Raw genomic sequence first — 20221 nt, forward strand, 5'->3', positions numbered from 1 at the left:
TCGCGCAAGCTAGCTTGAACGTGAACAACAACAATAATAACTCGACAAGGGGGACACCTTGGAAGCGATAAATAACTTTTTACTGCTACTCGATAGCTATTTAGGGTCTGCAGCATACTTCCCATATATTTTACTTGGTGTTGGTATCTTCTTTACCTTGTACCTTGGCTTTCCACAGATTCGATTTTTTGGCCATGCCTGGAAAGTTGTAACTGGGAAGTTCGATAAAAAAGGTGCACAAGGTGACACCAGTCACTTCCAAGCATTGTCAACAGCACTATCGGGTACAGTAGGTACTGGTAATATTGGTGGTGTTGCGTTAGCCATATTTTTAGGTGGCCCAGCAGCAATATTTTGGATGTGGATTACCGCGTTTTTAGGTATGACCACCAAATTTGTGGAAGTGACGTTGTCACACAAATACCGTGTACAAACCGAAGACGGTACCATGGCCGGCGGCCCTATGTATTACATGGACCGCCGCTTGAATATGAAATGGTTAGCGGTAATTTTTGCCATCGCAACCATCATCAGCTCATTTGGTACTGGCAACATGCCCCAAATCAACAACATAGCTCAAAGTATGGAAATGAGCTTTGGGTTTGAGCCAATGATTGTTGGTGGTGTGCTTTCGATATTGTTAGCGCTCGTAATTATTGGCGGCATCTCGCGAATTGCTGCAGTAACGTCAAAGATTGTGCCAATCATGGGTGTGCTTTACATACTCGGTTCATTAAGTGTCATCTTTTTTAACCTTGATCAGATTGGTCCTTCGTTTGCATCAATATTTACGAATGCCTTTACCGGCTCTGCAGCAACCGGTGGCTTCTTGGGTGCAACCTTTGCTTATGCGTTCAACCGTGGTGTCAACCGTGGCTTGTTCTCAAATGAAGCAGGGCAAGGTTCAGCGCCTATAGCTCACGCTGCTGCGCGCGCTGATGAGCCAGTTTCTGAAGGCATGGTGTCAATTCTCGAACCGTTTATCGATACCATCATCATCTGCACGTTGACTGGCTTGGTTATCCTATCGTCTGGCGTGTGGTCGCAAAAGCATGAGAATACCTTCTCACGCACCGATCTGGAGATTGTTGCGGGTAATTATTCTGACGCTACAGAAACCGACCGTGAAGCGCTGTATCATTATTTAAATGACACTGACGAGAACACCATTGAGAAGTTTACTGGTGCCATCCAAGTGCGTGATGGTGAAGCAGTTAGCAATGGTTACACCATGCTGCATGCGCGTTCTGTTGCAGAAAATGTGCGCTTCATTGTTGCTGGCGAAGACCCATACACAGGTACGTTACGTATTGAAAATGGGCAGTTGCGCAAAGAAGATATTGTCATTATCGGTGATTCATTGATTCACTCCGCGGCGCTAACGTCCAAAGCATTCAGTATGGGCTTTTTAGGTCCAGCTGGTGAGTACATTGTACCGATTAGCTTGATGCTGTTTGCTTTTTCAACGGCAATAGCATGGTCGTACTACGGTGATCGCGCAGTGGTTTATCTCTTTGGTCAACGCGGCGTTATGCCTTACCGTATTATCTATGTGGCAGGGTTCTTCGTTGCCTCATTCGCTGATACGACGCTGGTGTGGACCATGTCATACGTGGCCATAGTATTAATGACTCTGCCAAACCTATTCGGTATCTTCTTGTTACGGCGAGAAATGAAAGATACCGTAAAAGCTTATTGGCAAGACTTTGATGCTGAAAAAAGCAAAAAAGATGCTGAAAAATAAGCGTAGTTAATACTTAGAGAGACCCGCTGCGGCGGGTCTTTCTGTAACTTATAGGGTTGCGGCCGCTTGAATTTAGAGCCAAATCCCTTATATTGCCTATTTAACAGAAACGTAAACGAGGTTTACATGGCGCTTATTGAATGCCCCTCATGCAGTAAGCGGGTGTCTGACAAAGCTACAAACTGCCCGCATTGTGATTTTAAGCTGACTGGTTTATCGGGGGATGAACTCGAACGTGAATGGCACCGCGTTATGGCAAGCAAGCGTGAACGCCTTGTTGGTCAGTCAATGCTTGCGTTATTAATTGCAATTGCAGCATTTACGTACTACTTCATTCAACAGCCGTTACCAGAAACCTGGCCAGCCAAAGTTTCTTATGGCTTAATGATTGTTGGTTTAATATGGTTTGTCATAAACCGTGTACGATTGGTTTTTATCAAAAGGAAACGTAGTTAATGCAGTTTGATGATTTGCTTTCATCGATAACACCTGAAACTTTTGAGCGCTTGGTTCAAGCGGTAGAGCTAGGTAAATGGCAGGACGGCGTTAAGCTTACTGAACAACAACGTGAACATTCCATTCAGCTGGTGATGGCCTATCAGGCTCGTTACACCCCCTCTGAGGAAGCGTTTCGGATTGGCGCTGACGGCCAATTAGTCACGCGCAGCAAGCGCGACATGAAAGCTGAAATTAAGCCAGCAGATACTATCGCAAGTTTCCCGCTGAATTCTTCAAATGAGGCATCCTAGTCACGCCCATGCAAACCACAAATTATGACCTATTACTTGAACAAGCCCGTGCAATTACCGCCGGTGAACCTGACTTAATTGCAAACTTAAGCAACATTTCCGCACTCGTGTATGACGCCTTAGACGATGTTAATTGGGTCGGCTTTTACCTGACCCGCGAACCGGAAACCTTGGTGTTAGGCCCATTTCAGGGTAAAGTGGCATGCTTACGCATTGCCTTTGGTCGCGGTGTTTGCGGCGCGGCAGCTGCAACACGCGAAACCCAACGGATTGAAGATGTGCACGCTTTTGCTGACCACATTGCATGCGACGCAGCTTCTAACTCTGAAGTTGTCGTGCCATTAATTGTTAATAACGAGGTTGTTGGCGTATTTGACCTTGATAGCCCAAGCATCGCTCGGTTTTCTGAAGCTGATGCTGAAGGCTTAACGCGCATTGGGCGGTTTATAGAACAACTTAATTGGGCGCAGTAGGGCAGGCAGAAGCGATTTTATGTATAGTGAATTTGATATTTATGCGTACCTAGTAAGTCATCTCGACATGCGTTTCTTCGAAGGTGAAGAAGAAGCTGCGACAGATCAAATGAATGAGATGTTGCATTACATTGCCGAGTTTAGCGATGCCGAAGATACCATAGAGCAATTAGAAGAAGTTGTACGCCGCACACTATTTGATTGGATAGAAAATCCCGAGCTTCTTGAACTCGATAGTGAAGAAATGCAAGCGTATATCATGGAGCAACTAGCTGACGTACGTCAGCAGGAATTTAATGACGATGACGACTGACGTTAAAAAGTTAACGAATACGAAAGAAGTAATTACCTATTTAGCTGAAAAATTTCCTCAATGCTTTACGGTTGAAGGTGACGCTAAGCCCTTAAAAATTGGTATTTTTGAAGATCTTGCTGCGCGTTTAGCTGACGATGAAACGGTAAGTAAAACACGGCTAAGAACAGCCTTGCGACACTATACCAATAGCTGGCGGTATCTACGCAGCGTGAAAGTTGGTACGCAACGCGTTGATCTCGATGGTGCTGACGCAGGTATTATAGAAGAAGAACACCAACAACACGCTGAACAAACATTAGCGGAGTCTAAGGCGGTTGCAGCTGAACGTGCAGCGGCAAAACGCAAAGAACAAGCTGCGCAAGCTAAGGCTGCAAAACCAGCCAACCAAGAAGCGCGAAAGGCGCGGGCTAAACGGCCTACCAAAAAGCCAGCAGCGGCGAAGCCTGCACCAGCCCCAAAACTCGATTTACAGGCAGTTAAAGGTGATCAGTTGCGGGTAGGGCAACAAGTTCAGGTTAAAGCGGGCCTGTCTCCAATTGCTGGCCAAGTGACTGAAATTGATCGCGATGACATTTATGTGCAACTTCAAAACGGCTTGACGGTCAAAGTGAATGTAAACGCCGTATTTGTCACGAAATAGGAGTAGTGAAGTATGACCAAGCGCGTGATTTCTAAATTTGCACTTGCGGTTTCGCTTAGCGCTGGCCTGTCGGCCGCAGCATTAGCCATTCCACCGGCCCACTCGCCGGATGAATTGCCGCAACTTAAACCACAAGAACAACATGGTGTTGCAAGCCACCGCGTTGCTCGGTTTTTCACGCGCGACCATTTCAAGCAAATGGAGCTCGATAATGAGCTGTCATCGCAAATTCTATCCCGTTATATTGACATGTTGGACTACAGCAAAATGTTTTTGCTGCAGGACGATGTCGATCAAGCTCAAGAATATAAACAGCTATTTGATGACATGATTCTGACGGGCAAGCTTAATGCTGCTTATTCGCTGTATGAAAAGTCGTTGAATCGTCGTTTTGAGCGCTATAGTTACGCACTTTCGTTACTTGACGAAGAGCAACCATTTGACTTTACAGTGGCTGGCGACAAGTATCACTTCGATCGCGAAGAAGCAACCTGGGCCAAAACAGAGTCCGAATTGGACGAATTATGGCGTCAACGCGTTAAATATGACGCGCTAAATTTAACCTTAACGGGTAAAGAATGGCCTGAGGTTGTAGAAACCTTGGGTAAGCGTTATAACAACGCACTGAAGCGGTTAACGCAAACCAACAGTGAAGATGTTTTTCAAACCATAATGAATGCTTTTGCGCGCAGCGTTGAAGCGCATACAAGCTATTTATCACCGAGTAATGCCGAACGATTTGAGCAAAACATGAATTTATCGCTCGAAGGTATTGGCGCAGTTTTACAAGCTGAATATGACTACACCGTCATTCGCAGCCTGGTCCCTGGTGGCCCGGCCGACAACGGTGGTGAGTTGGCGGTTGATGACAAAATTGTTGGTGTTGCACAAGGTGATGATGAAAATTTTGTTGATGTGATTGGTTGGCGACTTGATGAAGTCGTCGAACTCATCAAAGGCCCGAAAGGCTCGACAGTTCGTCTGCAGGTATTGAAAGCGAACCAAAGTGCCGGAGCACAGCCGAAAGAAATTGCTATTGTTCGCGATAAAGTTAAATTGGAAGACCGTGCAGCTAAATTAGAAATTGAGTCGCCAGATGAAGGGCAATACGCCGGTCGTAAAGTTGGCGTTATCGAGATTCCTGGCTTTTACAATGGGCTGACCGGTGATGTCGAAACCCTAATTAGCGAAGCCCAAGAACAAAAAGCTGAAGCACTCGTTATTGATTTACGTGGCAACGGCGGCGGTTCGTTGTCTGAGTCGATTTCTTTGTCAGGTTTGTTCATTGATAAGGGGCCTGTTGTTCAGATACTTGATGGCCGCAAACGTCGCGATATTAATGGCGATCGTGACGGAAAAATATTTTACGAAGGGCCACTGGTGGTGATGGTTGATCGGTATAGTGCGTCGGCGTCAGAAATTTTTGCGGCGGCCATGCAGGATTATCAACGCGCGGTTATCGTTGGGGAGAACACCTACGGTAAAGGCACTGTGCAGCACCACCGCGCGTTACAAATGTACCCATTTGATAATTACGAAAACCCGCTCGGCAGTGTGCAGTTCACTATTGCTAAATTTTACCGCATTAATGGCGGTAGCACGCAGATGCGTGGTGTAACACCAGATCTTCATTTACCATCAATGATCGACGCAGAAGAGTTTGGTGAAAGCAGCCAAGAGAATGCGTTGCCTTGGGACAAATTGCCGGCAGCTTCATACGAGCCGCTCGATTTGATTCCATCAGCCCAGTTTAAAAAATGGCAGGAAAAACTGGACGCGCGGGTGAAAGAAAACCCAGAGTTTAAGTTTGTATTTGAAGATATTGAAGCCTATGAGCGTGACAAGGATCGTAAGTGGGTTAGTTTAGTTCTTGATGAACGCAAAGCAGAGCAAGCTCGCGAGGAACAGGAAAAACTCGACCGTGCAAACGCTCGTCTGAATCGGCTAGGAATGGAGCCTGTTGAAAAAGTTGATGATATTCCAACAGATATTGAGTTGGATGACCCATACTTACAAGAAACGGTAGCCTTGAGCCTCGCATTGATTGATGCACATAAGCTTGCGATGAATTAAACTTATCTACGAAGTAGCTAAAAAAGCCGCATTATGCGGCTTTTTCATAGCAAAATAATAATTACAAAAAACACGGAACAACAACATTCATGCATGAGTCACCCTCTATCGCGAGTCGCTGGTCGAGTCGCTTACTGTTTATATTAGCTTCAACTGCCGCTGCTGTGGGGTTAGGGAATATCTGGAAGTTTCCCTATATTACTGGTGAAAACGGTGGTGGAGCCTTTGTGCTGGTTTACCTGCTATGTATTGCAGGCATCGGCATTCCAATCATGATCGCTGAAATTATTATTGGTCGCCGAGGCCGTCACAGCCCAGGCTATGCCGCACGCCAAGTAGCACGAGAGTCAGGGCGCAGTAAAGCTTGGCAGATAACCGGTTGGGTTGGCATGGCGACAGGCTTCTTAGTGCTGAGCTTTTATGCGGTTATTGCCGGTTGGGCACTGGCCTATGTGTACGAAGCTGCAAGTGGAACTTTTGCCGGAGCTAGCGTTGCTGAAATCGATCAGGTATTCGGCGATCTCGTTAGCTCATCAGCACGCCTGACCTTATGGCACGGCCTGATTATCGCGGGTGTGGTATTGGTTGTTGGCAATGGTATTAAAGATGGCTTAGAGCGCGCCGTATCCTGGTTGCTTCCCGCCATGGTTATTTTACTCATTGGCTTAGCTGGCTATGCTGCATATATTGGTGATTTCGCAGCAGCTGTAGACTTCATGTTTGCGCCGGACTTTTCCGAATTAACCATTAACGGGGTAATGTTGGCACTTGGGCACGCATTCTTTTCACTCGGGCTCGCGTCGGGTGTGGTGATTATGTATGGTGCCTATTTATCAAAGTCGACCTCAGTTGTCCAAACTTCGTTGTGGGTGGCACTTGCGGATACGTTGGTGGCATTGCTGGCGGGTTTAGCTATTTTCCCGATTGTTTTTGGTAGTCAGCTTACCCCTGAAGCAGGTCCCGGCTTGATATTCCAGACCTTACCCGTCGCCTTTAGCCAAATGCCAGCGGGTAATGCACTAGGTACCATTTTCTTCATTATGCTCGTAATTGCAGCTTTCACCTCAGCAATCGCCATGATTGAATCAGCGGTGGCCTTCATGGAAGAACGGTTTAAGCTGAATCGTTGGCCAGCCACTATGGCGGCAGGCTTCACGCTCTGGCTGTTGGGTCAAGTTACCATCTACAGCTTCAGCGGTGCCAGTTGGACGCAGATTGATTGGCAGGTTCCTGGCAAGCAGCTTACGTCATTGTTTGATGTGATTGATTACGCCACATCTAACGTGTTACTGCCACTTGGTGGGCTGTTGCTTGCTGTTTTTGCAGGCTGGGTTATGAAATCGGCGTATAGTAGCGATGAGCTGAATACCAGCCCGAAAGTTTTCCGACTATGGCAATTTATCGTGCGTTGGTTGGCACCGATAGCAATTGTTCTGATTTTCCTACAACTGATCGGTATTATTCAGTTTTAATTTTTTGAATTAGAGAATAATTATGCAAAACAATACAACGTTGGAGCAACGTACTCCAACAATCCTGCAAGCATCACTGCCGCTAATCGCGCTTATCGTTATGCTTGGTTTGTCAGTTTTTTTGTTTGGCGAAGATTCATCTTACGGGCCCAATCAAATTGCCTTATGGATAGCAGCGGGTGTTGCCATAGCGATTGGGTTTTATAATAAATTTTCATGGGCGGATATCGAAGACGGCATTAAAGAGGGGATTTCGGTTGCCCTTGGCGCGTTATTGATCATTCTTGCGGTGGGTTCTCTTATCGGAACCTGGTTGCTTGCAGGTACCGTACCAAGCATGATTTATTTCGGCCTTGAATTATTGAACCCGAGTTGGTTCTACGCTGCATCAGCGCTTATATGTGCCATCATTTCACTGGCTATCGGCAGCTCGTGGACTACAGCTGCAACCATCGGTGTGGCGCTAATGGGTGTTGCTGCAGGAATGGATTTATCACCAGCAATTACCGCCGGCGCAGTGGTTTCAGGTGCATATTTTGGCGATAAGATGTCGCCTTTAAGTGATACCACCAATCTTGCACCCGCTGTAGCAGGTTCAGAATTATTCTCACACATTCGTTACATGGCCTACACGGCCGGGCCCGCATTTATCATCACTTTGATTATATTCTTGATTCTAGGCTTCAACGCTGACAGTTCGGTAAGTCTCTTAGAATTGGAAAAAATGCAATTGGAGCTGCGTAACACCTTTAATATTGGTTGGGTAATGCTAGTACCATTGTTGGTGCTTCTATACTTAGCTGCAACGCGCAAGCCTGCCTTGCCAACGGTGTTTTTTGGCGCCTTACTTGGTGGCGCATGGGCCGTTATTTTCCAGCCAGAAATGGTAGCTAAAATAGCTGGTGGCGATGAGTCGGTTGTGGGTACCGCCAAAGTTATTTGGGGCGCACTTTCCGACGGGGTAACCGTTGAAACAGGCTCTGAGGACCTCGATCAGCTGCTTAGCGGCGGCGGCATGTCGAGCATGCTCAATACGGTGTGGTTGATTCTTAGTGCCATGACCTTCGGGGCTATCATGGAGAAACTTGGGTTACTGCAACGTCTCATAGCGGGTCTGTTAGGGTATGTGAAATCAATAGGCAGCTTGATAGGCGCTACATTATTCACCTGTTTCGGAGCTAATATTCTCACTGCAGACCAGTACATGGCTATTGTTTTACCAGGCCGTATGTATCGTGAAGAGTTCGAACGGCGCGGATTAGACCCGCGTGTGCTATCGCGTACGCTGGAAGACAGTGCAACGTTAACGTCGGCGTTAATTCCTTGGAATACGTGCGGTGCATTCATGATGGGAGCGCTAGGCGTGAGTCCATGGATTTATGCACCATTTGCCTTCTTTAACTGGTTAACACCACTGATAGCATTAGCTTATGCTTATACAGGCTTCCGCATCCTGCGCTTGCCGGTACCGAAAACTGCTTAATTAAACAATTTATAGGTAATTATGACTGCACAATTGGCAAAGCTTCGGAGCGATTATAAAGCTCCGGAGTTTCGTATCACCTCGGTCGATTTAACTGTTTATCTGCATGATACCCGAACGCATGTAACCAATCGCATGCAGATAGAGCCGCTTGCAGCTTGTACAGCGTTGCGCTTGCATGGCGAGCATATGACGTTGCAAAGCGTTAAAATTAATGGCCAGAGTTTGACTGAACAGGATTATCAAATTACCGATAAAGCACTAACGCTTCACAGTGTGCCAAATAAAGCGTTTGAGTTAACTATCGTCAATACCATTAATCCTGCTGCCAATACCGCCCTTGAAGGACTTTATAAGTCGGGTGGGGCGTTCTGCACGCAATGTGAAGCTGAAGGGTTCCGACGCATTACCTATTATCTGGATAGACCGGATATTCTTGCGGTTTTTACCACCACAATTACCGCCGACAAACAAACTTATCCTTATCTATTGAGTAACGGTAATGCTGTTGCTCAAGGTGATAACAGCGATGGAACGCATTGGGTACGTTGGCATGACCCGCATCCGAAACCGGCTTATTTGTTCGCTTTGGTGGCTGGCAATTTTGAGGTTTTAACAGACCATTACACGACAAAAAGCGGTCGCGAAGTTTTATTGCAGTTATTTGTTGACCAGGGTAATTTAAAGCGCGCTGACTATGCAATGGCAGCTTTAAAAAATTCGATGCGTTGGGATGAAGAACGATTTGGCCTCGAATACGATTTAGATATCTATATGATTGTTGCTGTTGATTTCTTCAACATGGGGGCAATGGAAAATAAAGGCTTAAACGTATTTAATTCGCGCTATGTGTTGGCCGATTCAAAAACAGCAACGGACCAAGACTTCTTAAATGTAGAATCGGTGATAGGGCACGAGTATTTCCATAATTGGACGGGGAATCGAATTACCTGTCGTGATTGGTTTCAACTGAGTTTAAAAGAAGGCTTAACAGTATTCCGTGACCAGGAATTCAGTTCAGACCTTGGCTCGCGAGCGGTTAATCGCATTGATGCAATTCGTATTATTCGAACCCACCAGTTCAATGAAGATGCCAGCCCTATGGCTCATCCGATCCGTCCTGACAAAGTTATAGAAATGAATAACTTCTATACGGTAACGGTTTATAACAAGGGTGCTGAAGTTATTCGTATGCTGCACACCTTACTGGGTGAGAAGGGCTTTCAAGCCGGTATGAAACTTTATGTGCAACGTCATGATGGCCAGGCTGTTACCTGTGATGACTTTGTCGCCGCAATGGCAGACGCAAACGATACAGACTTAGGGCTTTTCCAGCGATGGTACAGTCAAGCTGGGACACCGACAGTTAAGGTTAGCCAGCGTTACGATGCTAAGGCTAAAGCATTAACCTTGGCATTTGCGCAGGAAACACCGCCAACACCCGGGCAAGCGGAAAAGTCGGCGGTGCATATTCCAGTTTTACTCAGTGCATATACGACAAATGGCCAGCTGATGGCGATGCAACATCCGCAGCTTCGTCGCCACGAGTCGGGTAGTTTATTATTTGAACTCACTAAGCATGCCGACCAGCTGACGATTGAAAATGTCGAGGAAGCTCCGGTGCTGGCATTGCTTGAGAACTTCAGCGCTCCGGTAAAATTGGAATTCGACCAAGATTTTTCCGACAGCATTGTATTGCTTGCGAACGCGCAACAGGATGTAACCCGTTGGGAAGCTGCACAACACATTTATACCAAGTTAATTCTCGATGCGGTAAGCAATCAAAACCCGCTTGAACTTCCGCTGCCAGTCGCGAAAGCTTTGCAGAATATGGCTGCCACACCGCTCGACGCCGCATTAAAATCACTGGTAGTAACGCCGCCAACGTTGGAGGAAATAGCTGAATATTTTACTCGAAATATACCTTTGGCAGCCATTGATGATGCTGTGAATAGCTTGCGTCAACAAATTGCAAACTGTTTACATAACGAATTTGCGGCGATTTGGGCAAAGCGCAAGCAAGAGCCATATCAGCTAAGTGGTTCGGCGATAGCGAATCGAAGCTTGCAGCATACTGCGCTTTACTATCTTGCCCTGAATAAGCCAGCGCAGTTCAGTGCTGAAGTTGCCCGTTATTTTTCAAAAGCGGACAACATGACCGCACAGCAAAGTGCCCTGCAAATTGCGGTGCACCTTAACTTAGACTGCAAGCAACAGTTGTTGGACGCTTTTGAGCAGCAATGGCAAAATGACCCGTTAGTTCTGGATAAATGGTTCGCGATTCAAGCGGGGGCCCCGCATGCGAATGTTGCAGAAACCGTTGCAACACTGAAAAAGCACAGTCGCTTCAATCCAGATAATCCAAATCGTCAATACGCTTTATATGCTACTTTTGGGCGTAACATGGTGCAATTTCACCGCGCTGACGGTGCTGGATATCGGTTAATGGCGGATATGATCAGCTATTTAAACACTAAGAACCCACAAGTTGCAGCGCGGCTTGTAACACCATTAACCCAATGGCGCCGTTACGATGAGCAACGTCGGCAACAGATGAAAGCGGTACTTGAAGCCTTGCATAAATTACCAGATTTGGCCTCCGATTTAGATGAAAAAATCAGCCAAAGTCTAGCAACAGATTAGGCTGAATTTGACCGGCTTTGTAATAATCATGCAAAGCATCCTCATAATCATGTTCAGACCGCGAAAACCGTGGTCTGAACACTGGTTTTTTCGTGATAATAAGCATTGAATAACCAACCTAAATGTCCGACAATGATGGCAATTATTTCGTTGGGTGATAGTGACCTATAGCAACTATCACAACTTCGTAATACCTATCACGTAAAAGGACACCATCATGAATGCGTTTGGCGAAGGCCAGATTCCCGTTGTTTTGCAGAAGGTGGCTGAGCTGATTCAGCAACGCGCTACCGACCGAGCCGATTTAATCAAAGATTTTGCGATGAGGTTATTCCGCAATATCTCACCGGATGATCTCTCGCTGCGAAATGACAGCGACATGTATGGTGCGGTAATGGGCTTGTGGCATACGTTTAACGACTACAATCCCGGCGAAAAAGCACTCATCAAAATTTACAATCCAGAAGTGCCACGCCACGGCTGGGAGTCTGCCCATACGATTATCGAAGTCATTCAATCGGATAGTCCGTTTATGGTGGACTCGATTCGCATGGCGTTGTCGCGCTTAGGTATAACATCGCACTTGCTTTTGCATCTGCCGATTAGCCATAAGCGTAACGAGAAAAATCAAATTACTGAGCTTCTCAAAGCAGGTACCCGCAACGAAGATAACGAAGTGGATACGGTTTTCTTGATTGAAGTGGACCGTCAAACCAGTAAAGAAGCTATCACCACGTTGAAGAAAGAGCTTGCGTCAGTTATGGACGAAATTAACTTATCCGTATCGGATTGGTTACCTATGCGTGAGCGCCTCAGTGAAATAGCGGCAAGCCTCAGTGACATTAATTACCCAGGTGATAAGAAACAATTACAAGAAGCACAGCGCTTCTTAGGTTGGCTGGCGAAAGACAACTTCACGTTAATGGGATATCGCCGCTACGATTTATCACCAGTAGAAGGTGACTACGTAATTCGTCAAGTGGCCGAATCAAGTCTCGGCTTGATGCGAAAAAGTGCGAACAATAAAGAACGGTTGGTGTCGTCGTTGCCAGAAGTTGCACGCGATCTTACCTTTGATAACAGTTTACTGCTGTTAACTAAAACGAATACCAAATCGCGCGTTCACCGTCCTGCATACTGCGATTACATTGGTATTAAACGGTTCGATAAAAACGGCAAGGTGATTGGCGAAGACCGCTTTATTGGTTTGTATTCAAGTAGCTTTTACAACAATAGCGCCCGCGATGTGCCGTTAGTCGGTGATAAAATTAGACGCGTCATGGAAGAGTCTGGTTTTGCCCCGAACTCACACGCTGCAAAAGCACTGTTGAACATTTTAGAAACTTATCCACGTGATGAGATCGTGCAAGCACCGGAAGATGACTTATTGGAAGTCGGTTTAGGTGTTCTGCAAATGCAAGAGCGCGACATGACCCGAGTTTTTGTGCGCCGTGATATTTTTGGTCGATTCGCATCCTGCATGGTGTATGTGCCGAAAGAGCGCTACAACACCTTGTTACGGCAAAGAACGCAGCAAATTCTCGCCCGCACTTTAGCTGGCACCAGTGATGTGGATTTCACCACATACTTTTCGGAATCATCGCTTGCCCGAACTCATTACACCGTGCGCCTCGGCGAACACGTACAGGACATTGACGTGAAAGAACTTGAACAAAACCTTATTGAAGCAGCCCGTACTTGGGAAGACAACTTTGAGCGCATCTTAAGCAGCACTTTTGGCGAAGCAAAAGCCAATGCGTTAAACAAGCGCTATTCCAACGCATTTCCACGGGCTTACAAAGAAGAAGTATTGCCGTCGGTAGCAATTGCCGATATTGCACAGATTGAAGCGCTTGATGACGACCACAAACTGGGCATGCTGTTTTACCGGTCACGTGAAGAAAACGAAACCAGTAAAAAGATTCGCTTAAAACTATTCCATAAAGACGAGCCAATTCACTTGTCTGACGTATTGCCAATGCTGGAAAACTTCGGCCTGCGTATTATTGGTGAAAGCCCATATCAGATTAAAACAACCGATGGCAGCTTGTTCTGGATACTTGATTTCCAAATGCTGCATAGCAACGCCAAGCTTGACCTTGAAGCAAGCCGTGATTTATTCCAAAACGGGTTTGCCAAAGTTTGGGACGGCTTGTATGAAGACGATGGCTTCAACCGTTTAGTCTTAAGTGCAGGATTAACTGGCCGGCAGGTAATTATTTTACGTATGTTTGCAAAATACATGCGTCAAATTGGTACCACATTTAGTCAGGCATATATTGAGAGCACATTCAGTAAATATCCGCTGATAGCTAAACTCATTGTGAAGCTGTTCTACTCTAAATTCGATCCGAAAGAAAAAAGCCGCGACAAGAAAATTGAAGCGCTTGAAACACGTATCAATTCAGAATTGGAAAACGTTGCGAACTTGGATGATGACCGCATCATTCGTCGCTATGTTGAGCTCATTTTGGCTGCTTTGCGCACCAACTTCTTCCAAAGTGACGAGCAGGGCAATGAAAAGCCATACATCTCCGTGAAGTTTATGCCGGAAATGATTCCGGAAATGCCACTGCCATTGCCGAAATATGAGATTTTTGTTTATTCACCGCGCGTGGAAGGTGTTCACCTGCGCGGTGGCAAGGTTGCCCGGGGTGGTTTGCGTTGGTCTGACCGTCGCGAAGATTTCCGCACTGAAGTGCTTGGTTTGGTTAAAGCGCAGCAGGTTAAAAACACGGTTATCGTTCCGGTTGGTGCCAAAGGCGGATTTTTCTGTAAAAACTTACCGGAAGAGCGCGAAGCGTTCTTTGAAGAAGGTAAAAACTGCTACCGCACCTTTATTCGTGCGCTGTTAGATATTACCGATAACATTGTGAGTGGCGAAGTGGTGCCACCGAAAGACGTTGTACGCCACGATGAAGATGACACTTACCTGGTTGTTGCAGCGGATAAAGGCACAGCAACTTTCTCAGACATTGCCAATGGCATATCTGCCGAATATAACTTCTGGCTGGGCGATGCGTTCGCGTCAGGTGGTTCGGTTGGTTACGACCATAAGAAAATGGGCATTACCGCACGCGGCGCGTGGGAATCGGTTAAACGTCATTTCCGTGAAATGGGGATTGATTGTCAAACCACCGATTTCACCGCTGTTGGCGTGGGTGACATGGCTGGTGACGTATTCGGTAACGGAATGTTGCTCTCAAAACACACCCGTTTAGTTGGCGCATTCAACCATTTACACATTTTTGTGGACCCGAATCCAAGTGCCGAAAAAACCTATGCTGAGCGTGAACGTCTGTTCAAGCTGCCACGTTCATCTTGGGAAGATTTTGATAAATCACTGATTTCAGAGGGTGGCGGTATCTTCTCGCGCAGCGCGAAAGCAATTGAACTATCGCCTGAAATGAAGAAGTTATTCAATACGCAGAAGAAGACCTTCACGCCGAATGAATTGATCAAAGCCATTTTGACGCTTAACGTTGATTTGTTCTGGAACGGTGGTATCGGTACTTACGTTAAATCGACCAAAGAGAGTGACAGCGACGTGGGTGACCGCGCCAACGATGCGTTGCGCATCAATGGTAAAGATTTGCGCGCGAAAATTGTGGGCGAGGGCGGTAATTTAGGCTTCACCCAACTAGGTCGTATTGAGTATGCCCGCACAGGCGGCCGCATAAACACGGATGCCATTGATAACGTTGGTGGTGTGGACTGCTCAGATAACGAAGTTAATATCAAGATTTTGCTAAACGGCTTGGTTGCAAGCGGTGATTTAACACGTAAACAACGCGATCAACTGTTATACGACATGACCGACGAAGTATCACAAATCGTGATTAAAGATTGTTTCCGTCAGTCACAATCAATCTCAGTAACCGCGATTCGTGGTGCTGACCAAATCAAAGAATTGCAGCGCTTTATTCACCATTTAGAACGCGAAGGGCAATTAAACCGTGCTTTAGAGTTTTTGCCAGATGACGATGAACTTGCTGAGCGCCAGGCGCAAGGAAAAGGCCTAACACGCCCAGAGCTCGCGGTGATTACGGCTTATGGAAAAATGGTTCTGAAAGAACAGTTGCTGGACGATGCAATTATGTCAGATCCGTTCCATGCGCGGTCATTGATCAATGCGTTCCCGAAACCGTTGCAAGAAAAATACGCTGAAGCAATGGAAAACCATCCATTGCGCGGCCAAATCATCGCAACCCGTTTGGCGAACAACATTGTCAACGACATGGGCCCGAACTTCGTGTATCGCAAAGTAGATGCTACAGGCGCAACCGAAGCTGAAGTTGCTTCAGCGTATGTGGTTGCACGCGAGTGCTTTGATTTACGCGCATTAATGGAACAAATTGAAGCGTGCAATAACAAGATTCCAGCCGATGTACAAAATGGCATGTTATTCCAAATTCGCCGTGTTGTGCGTCGTTCAACCCGTTGGTTCTTGCGTCATCGCAATCCAAACCTGACAACTATTCAGGAACAAATTGACTTCTATAAATCGAGTTTCGATGACTTACGCAAAAACGTACTGAGTTACTTGGTTGATGACGAACGCGCACAAATTGAGAAGCAAATTGATAAGTTACAAGCGCAAGGTGTACCAGCGAAACTGGCGCATAACATTGCGATTCTAACTACCTTGTTCTCAGCGCTAGATTTGGCCGATATTTCACATGAAACAGGCCGTAAAGTCGGTACTGTTGCGAAAGCGTACTTCAACCTTGGTTCACGCGTTTCGTTGCATTGGTTCCTTGACCAAATTAATAGCCAGCCGGTTGATAACCATTGGCAGGCGCTTGCTCGCGCAGCGTTCCGTGAAGAGCTTGATTGGCAACAACGTTCACTCACCATGAGCATGTTGAAAGCAGGAGATACCAAACAAGACGCCATGGCAGTTCTCGATACATGGATAAGTGACAACAAAGTTTACGTAGATCGTTGGTTAGTGATGTTGTCTGACTTCCGCACCACCAAAACCCATGAGTTCGCTAAATTCTCAGTGGCTTTACGTGAGCTGATGTTACTAAACCATAACTGCACGTCGGTAAATTCATAATTATGTATGCACACATGCGTAAATGGCTGTTCAGTAAGGATGCTGAACAGTCTCATGATCTGACTTTAAATTTGCTCAAAAAATTCGCGCACACGCCGTTTTCAATGGCGTGGCGGCAGCGCGTGGCGCATCGTCCAGTCGCGGTGATGGGAATTGAATTTCCAAACCCAGTAGGTTTAGCCGCGGGGTTGGACAAAAACGCCGAGTGTATCGATGCTTTTGCGCAGATGGGATTTGGCTTTATCGAAGTGGGTACCGTAACACCGCGCCCGCAACCGGGGAATCCAAAGCCACGTCTGTTTCGCATTACGGAAAAGGAAGCCATCATTAACCGAATGGGCTTCAACAACTTAGGTGTTGACCATCTTGTTGAACAGGTGCGCCAAGCGAAATTCAGTGGTGTGCTAGGGATTAACATTGGTAAGAATAAAGACACACCTGAAGCTGAGGCGGTACAAGATTATCTGCACTGTATGCGCAAGGTATATGAGTTTGCTGCTTATATTACAGTGAATATTTCGTCGCCGAACACCCCAGGGCTGCGTGAGTTTCAGCACGGTAGTGCGTTGGACTCACTATTAGCAGCTTTAAAGGCCGAGCAAGCTGAACTTCATAGTAAATATGGCCGTTACGTTCCAATCGCGGTCAAAATTGCGCCTGATTTAACCGATGAAGGTATTTGCGCAATCACTGATGCGCTCATGACACATCATATTGATGCTGTAATTGCCACCAACACCACGCTGAGTCGAGAAGCTGTTGCTGGTTTACCTCATGCTGATGAAGCCGGGGGCTTAAGTGGTAAAGTCTTGTTTGAGGCCAGTACCCACGTTGTGAAAGTTATTGCGAAACATAGTAAAGGCCAGTTACCGATCATTGCAGTAGGCGGTATTGATAGTGCGCAGGCAGCAAAAGATAAATTAGCGGCAGGTGCAAGTTTAGTACAAATCTATACCGGATTTATTTATCACGGTCCGCGATTAGTGAGAGATATTGTCAATAGCTTGTAAATTAGTACGCATTTAGATACTTTAATTGCCAGAGTTTCTCGAAAAGGATTTAACGTGCACGCTACACAACAATGGCGCTGGGTTTATGATCCAGACCAACAACAATTGCAAATTGAGCTGGAGCAGGGGCTGGTGCATACAGCGCCCTACAAGGCTTCGCGATTGGTGCCGTTGCATGCGTTAAATGCTGCGTTTTCAACAGAAGATGCAGCAAACTTTCAGAGTTTTTTTGACGCTCTTGATGAGCACCATCGGCTTAGCCCGCAAACAATACTTGAAGCTGCGTTAAACCATACTATTTACCAAAAGTTTGGCCGGCCGCAGATGCCGCAAAGTTGGTATTTTCAAACTGCCGACGTAACGCCAAGCTACCCGTTGACCGTAGGCACATTGGTGCGATTAAATTCAGGGCTCGCCGACGTATTGTGTGCGATATGTACAACCGACGGTGAGTTCGTTGAGTGCATGGTTTTAGCTGATAAATTTCCGCTATCTGATATTAAAACCTTAAATCAATATGACGTGATTAAAGTGATGCCTAACCGGCTACAGTCCGCCTTTGCCGATACGCACCAACAGCCAGATAACCTGCGTCAAGCTTAGTTCATGTGGCGCAAATCCATTGCTCTGACCGGTCTATTTTGTATGACATCGATGACCTCGGCTGCGACACCCCCTACAAATACTCTACGCATACTTGCGACCAGTGACGTGCATGGACATTTTACTGGATTCAACTATTTTGCCGACCGCTATGAGCCAAAAGGGCTGGCCTATACAGCCGAACTTATTAAGGCAGCCAGACAACAAGCTGATGCCAGTGTGTTAATTGAGAATGGCGATCTTATTCAAGGCTCGCCATTTACCGACTGGATGGTTACGCAAAGTGAACAGCACGCCAAACTCCCGCTCGCACAGCTATTAAATTACCTCGACTATGACGCCGCAAATTTAGGTAACCATGAATTTAATTACGGTCTCGAGTATTTAGCCGCAGCGTATCACGGGCTTGATGCACCAGTACTCAGTGCCAACTTGATTGCACAATCAGATTACGCCAAGCAGCAATTAAACCATCGCGCCTATACCATCATTGAAAGAGATATGCCTATTGGTGACGGAAAGGTAGCTCTGAAGATTGGTTTGGTCGGCGTGTTGCCACCGCAAATCATGCAGTGGGATACCCATCATTTAGCTGAACATGTGCAGGTTGAGGCGATGCGAGATGCTGCTGAACGAGAAATTCAGCAGGCACGCGCTGCAGGCGCCGATTTGGTGGTGTTAGTTGCCCATACCGGAATGCCAAAACATTCGGACATAACCAGCGACAGCGAACAAGCGGTATGGGAACTGGCGCAAATAGAGGGCGTTGACGCAATTATTTTTGGGCATCAGCACGAATTATTCCCGGGCACCTCGGTTTATGATCAACTTGCTAATGTGGATAGTCAAAAAGGCACTATATTTGGTGTTCCAGCGGTTCAGCCTGGTGTTCATGGCGAGTATCTGGGTGTGATTGATCTCACGTTAAGCTTTGATGAAAGCCACAAAACATGGCATGTTGAGTCGCACCAATCAACGGTACTGCAAGTCGGCGCAACGCGCGATGCGCGAGTTAACCAGATGTTAGCATCGGCGCACACAGCAACCTTGGCGTTTATGAAACAATCTATCGGCACCACGCGGGCGGCTTTGAGTCAGCAATATGCTCGTTTGCAGCCTACATTAGCCATGCAGCTAATTCATGATGCACAATTGTGGTACATCGAACGCTATGTAGAAGCAGCAAACCCTGTTTGGCAGAACTTACCACGCTTAAGTGCGGCAGCTCCGTTTCATGCAGCCTTAGACGCCAACGATGGTTACACCTTGATTGAACCTGGCGCAGTGACACTGGGTGACATTGGCGATCTCTACCGTTATCCCAATACACTTGAAGTAGTGAAAATAAAGGGGGCTGCGCTGAAACAATGGTTAGAAGAATCAGCTAGAGCTTTAAGAGTTGGGCAGCCAAACGATCGATGGAGTTGGGTAAATAAAGAGATTCCGTCTTATCAATTCGACACGTTTAAAGGGTTAAATTATGAGATCGATCCAACCCAAAAGGTGGGGCAGCGGGTTTCAACAGCTGATGATATTAACGATGAGCAAGACTATGTAGTGATTACCAATAATTATCGTGCCAGTGGTGGCGGTGATTTTGCTAATCTTGATGGCTCGCAAATTATTTACCGCGCGCCCGATCAGCTACAACATATTTTGATTGAGTATTTAAAAAGCTTAGGAGAGAAGGGCTACAGCCCAGAATTCGAAGTAAATTGGAAATTGGTTGCGGGGGCAGGATTTGAACCTACGACCTTCGGGTTATGAGCCCGACGAGCTACCAGACTGCTCCACCCCGCGTCCGATGCTGCGCATGTTATAGATACCCAAACCTAAACGCAATAGCTAAATTCACCGTTCGCCTATTTAATAGTCGATTAGGGTTCAACCGCCCAATAAACAAGCAATTCGCGCAATACAGACGGTGCTGATTTCGCTATAATAGCCCCCATG

The 20221-nt window shown here is 46.5% G+C and carries 14 protein-coding genes and 1 tRNA gene; 14 read left to right on the top strand and 1 reads right to left on the bottom strand.

What is annotated here, in order from left to right; genetic code table 11:
* Positions 1 to 58: 58 nt before the first annotated feature.
* From EGC76_RS02915 to EGC76_RS12060, 14 genes are all read left to right on the top strand, one after another.
* Positions 59 to 1744, top strand: coding sequence for an alanine/glycine:cation symporter family protein (locus tag EGC76_RS02915; protein ID WP_128351521.1), 1686 nt, complete (start codon positions 59 to 61; stop codon positions 1742 to 1744).
* A 126-nt stretch (positions 1745 to 1870) separates the two neighbouring features.
* Entirely contained in the window at positions 1871 to 2200 is a 330-nt protein-coding gene (locus tag EGC76_RS02920; RefSeq protein ID WP_128351522.1) for a hypothetical protein, read from the top strand.
* Positions 2200 to 2493 (top strand): YeaC family protein, encoded by a 294-nt coding sequence (locus tag EGC76_RS02925; RefSeq protein WP_128351523.1) that lies wholly within the window; start codon positions 2200 to 2202, stop codon positions 2491 to 2493. The genes EGC76_RS02920 and EGC76_RS02925 overlap by 1 nt, the downstream gene beginning before the upstream one ends.
* Before the next feature lie 8 nt (positions 2494 to 2501).
* Positions 2502 to 2966 carry a GAF domain-containing protein gene (locus tag EGC76_RS02930; protein ID WP_128351524.1) on the top strand — a complete coding sequence of 155 codons (465 nt, stop codon included), beginning with the start codon at positions 2502 to 2504 and terminating at the stop codon, positions 2964 to 2966.
* A gap of 19 nt (positions 2967 to 2985) precedes the next feature.
* Positions 2986 to 3279 carry a hypothetical protein gene (locus EGC76_RS02935; RefSeq protein ID WP_128351525.1) on the top strand — a complete coding sequence of 98 codons (294 nt, stop codon included), beginning with the start codon at positions 2986 to 2988 and terminating at the stop codon, positions 3277 to 3279.
* Positions 3269 to 3922, top strand: coding sequence for an RNA chaperone ProQ (gene proQ, locus EGC76_RS02940; RefSeq protein WP_128351770.1), 654 nt, complete (start codon positions 3269 to 3271; stop codon positions 3920 to 3922). Before EGC76_RS02935 ends, proQ begins: the two co-directional genes overlap by 11 nt.
* Before the next feature lie 12 nt (positions 3923 to 3934).
* On the top strand, positions 3935 to 5995 hold the full coding sequence (prc, locus tag EGC76_RS02945; protein WP_128351526.1) for a carboxy terminal-processing peptidase: 2061 nt from the start codon (positions 3935 to 3937) through the stop codon (positions 5993 to 5995).
* 89 nt (positions 5996 to 6084) lie between these two features.
* Entirely contained in the window at positions 6085 to 7467 is a 1383-nt protein-coding gene (locus tag EGC76_RS02950) for a sodium-dependent transporter (protein ID WP_128351527.1), read from the top strand.
* 22 nt (positions 7468 to 7489) lie between these two features.
* Positions 7490 to 8950, top strand: coding sequence for a Na+/H+ antiporter NhaC (gene nhaC, locus EGC76_RS02955; RefSeq protein WP_128351528.1), 1461 nt, complete (start codon positions 7490 to 7492; stop codon positions 8948 to 8950).
* 21 nt (positions 8951 to 8971) lie between these two features.
* Complete coding sequence (pepN, locus tag EGC76_RS02960; RefSeq protein ID WP_128351529.1) at positions 8972 to 11593, top strand: aminopeptidase N; 2622 nt, start codon at positions 8972 to 8974, stop codon at positions 11591 to 11593.
* A 217-nt stretch (positions 11594 to 11810) separates the two neighbouring features.
* Positions 11811 to 16655 carry an NAD-glutamate dehydrogenase gene (locus EGC76_RS02965; protein ID WP_128351530.1) on the top strand — a complete coding sequence of 1615 codons (4845 nt, stop codon included), beginning with the start codon at positions 11811 to 11813 and terminating at the stop codon, positions 16653 to 16655.
* Complete coding sequence (gene pyrD / locus EGC76_RS02970) at positions 16655 to 17665, top strand: quinone-dependent dihydroorotate dehydrogenase (protein ID WP_425466319.1); 1011 nt, start codon at positions 16655 to 16657, stop codon at positions 17663 to 17665. Before EGC76_RS02965 ends, pyrD begins: the two co-directional genes overlap by 1 nt.
* A 54-nt stretch (positions 17666 to 17719) precedes the next feature.
* A complete protein-coding gene (locus tag EGC76_RS02975) occupies positions 17720 to 18268 on the top strand; it encodes a cell division protein ZapC domain-containing protein (protein WP_164876783.1) in 549 nt (182 codons plus the stop codon).
* A gap of 51 nt (positions 18269 to 18319) precedes the next feature.
* Positions 18320 to 20035, top strand: coding sequence for a 5'-nucleotidase C-terminal domain-containing protein (locus tag EGC76_RS12060; protein WP_425466320.1), 1716 nt, complete (start codon positions 18320 to 18322; stop codon positions 20033 to 20035).
* On the opposite strand, the gene EGC76_RS02985 is transcribed toward EGC76_RS12060, so the two are convergent.
* A tRNA-Met gene (locus EGC76_RS02985) sits at positions 19992 to 20068 on the bottom strand. The two genes, EGC76_RS12060 and EGC76_RS02985, sit on opposite strands and share 44 nt — an antisense overlap.
* Positions 20069 to 20221 lie beyond the last annotated feature (153 nt).

This window comes from Pseudidiomarina gelatinasegens, assembly GCF_004025325.1.
GTDB lineage: Bacteria > Pseudomonadota > Gammaproteobacteria > Enterobacterales > Alteromonadaceae > Pseudidiomarina > Pseudidiomarina gelatinasegens.

Coding starts and splice junctions, on each gene's coding strand:
- nhaC (WP_128351528.1), top strand. CDS start 7,490: ATGCAAAACAATACAACGTTGGAGCAACGTACTCCAACAATCCTGCAA.
- EGC76_RS02930 (WP_128351524.1), top strand. CDS start 2,502: ATGCAAACCACAAATTATGACCTATTACTTGAACAAGCCCGTGCAATT.
- EGC76_RS02950 (WP_128351527.1), top strand. CDS start 6,085: ATGCATGAGTCACCCTCTATCGCGAGTCGCTGGTCGAGTCGCTTACTG.
- EGC76_RS02965 (WP_128351530.1), top strand. CDS start 11,811: ATGAATGCGTTTGGCGAAGGCCAGATTCCCGTTGTTTTGCAGAAGGTG.
- EGC76_RS02935 (WP_128351525.1), top strand. CDS start 2,986: ATGTATAGTGAATTTGATATTTATGCGTACCTAGTAAGTCATCTCGAC.
- pepN (WP_128351529.1), top strand. CDS start 8,972: ATGACTGCACAATTGGCAAAGCTTCGGAGCGATTATAAAGCTCCGGAG.
- EGC76_RS02920 (WP_128351522.1), top strand. CDS start 1,871: ATGGCGCTTATTGAATGCCCCTCATGCAGTAAGCGGGTGTCTGACAAA.
- proQ (WP_128351770.1), top strand. CDS start 3,269: ATGACGACTGACGTTAAAAAGTTAACGAATACGAAAGAAGTAATTACC.
- prc (WP_128351526.1), top strand. CDS start 3,935: ATGACCAAGCGCGTGATTTCTAAATTTGCACTTGCGGTTTCGCTTAGC.
- EGC76_RS12060 (WP_425466320.1), top strand. CDS start 18,320: ATGACCTCGGCTGCGACACCCCCTACAAATACTCTACGCATACTTGCG.
- EGC76_RS02925 (WP_128351523.1), top strand. CDS start 2,200: ATGCAGTTTGATGATTTGCTTTCATCGATAACACCTGAAACTTTTGAG.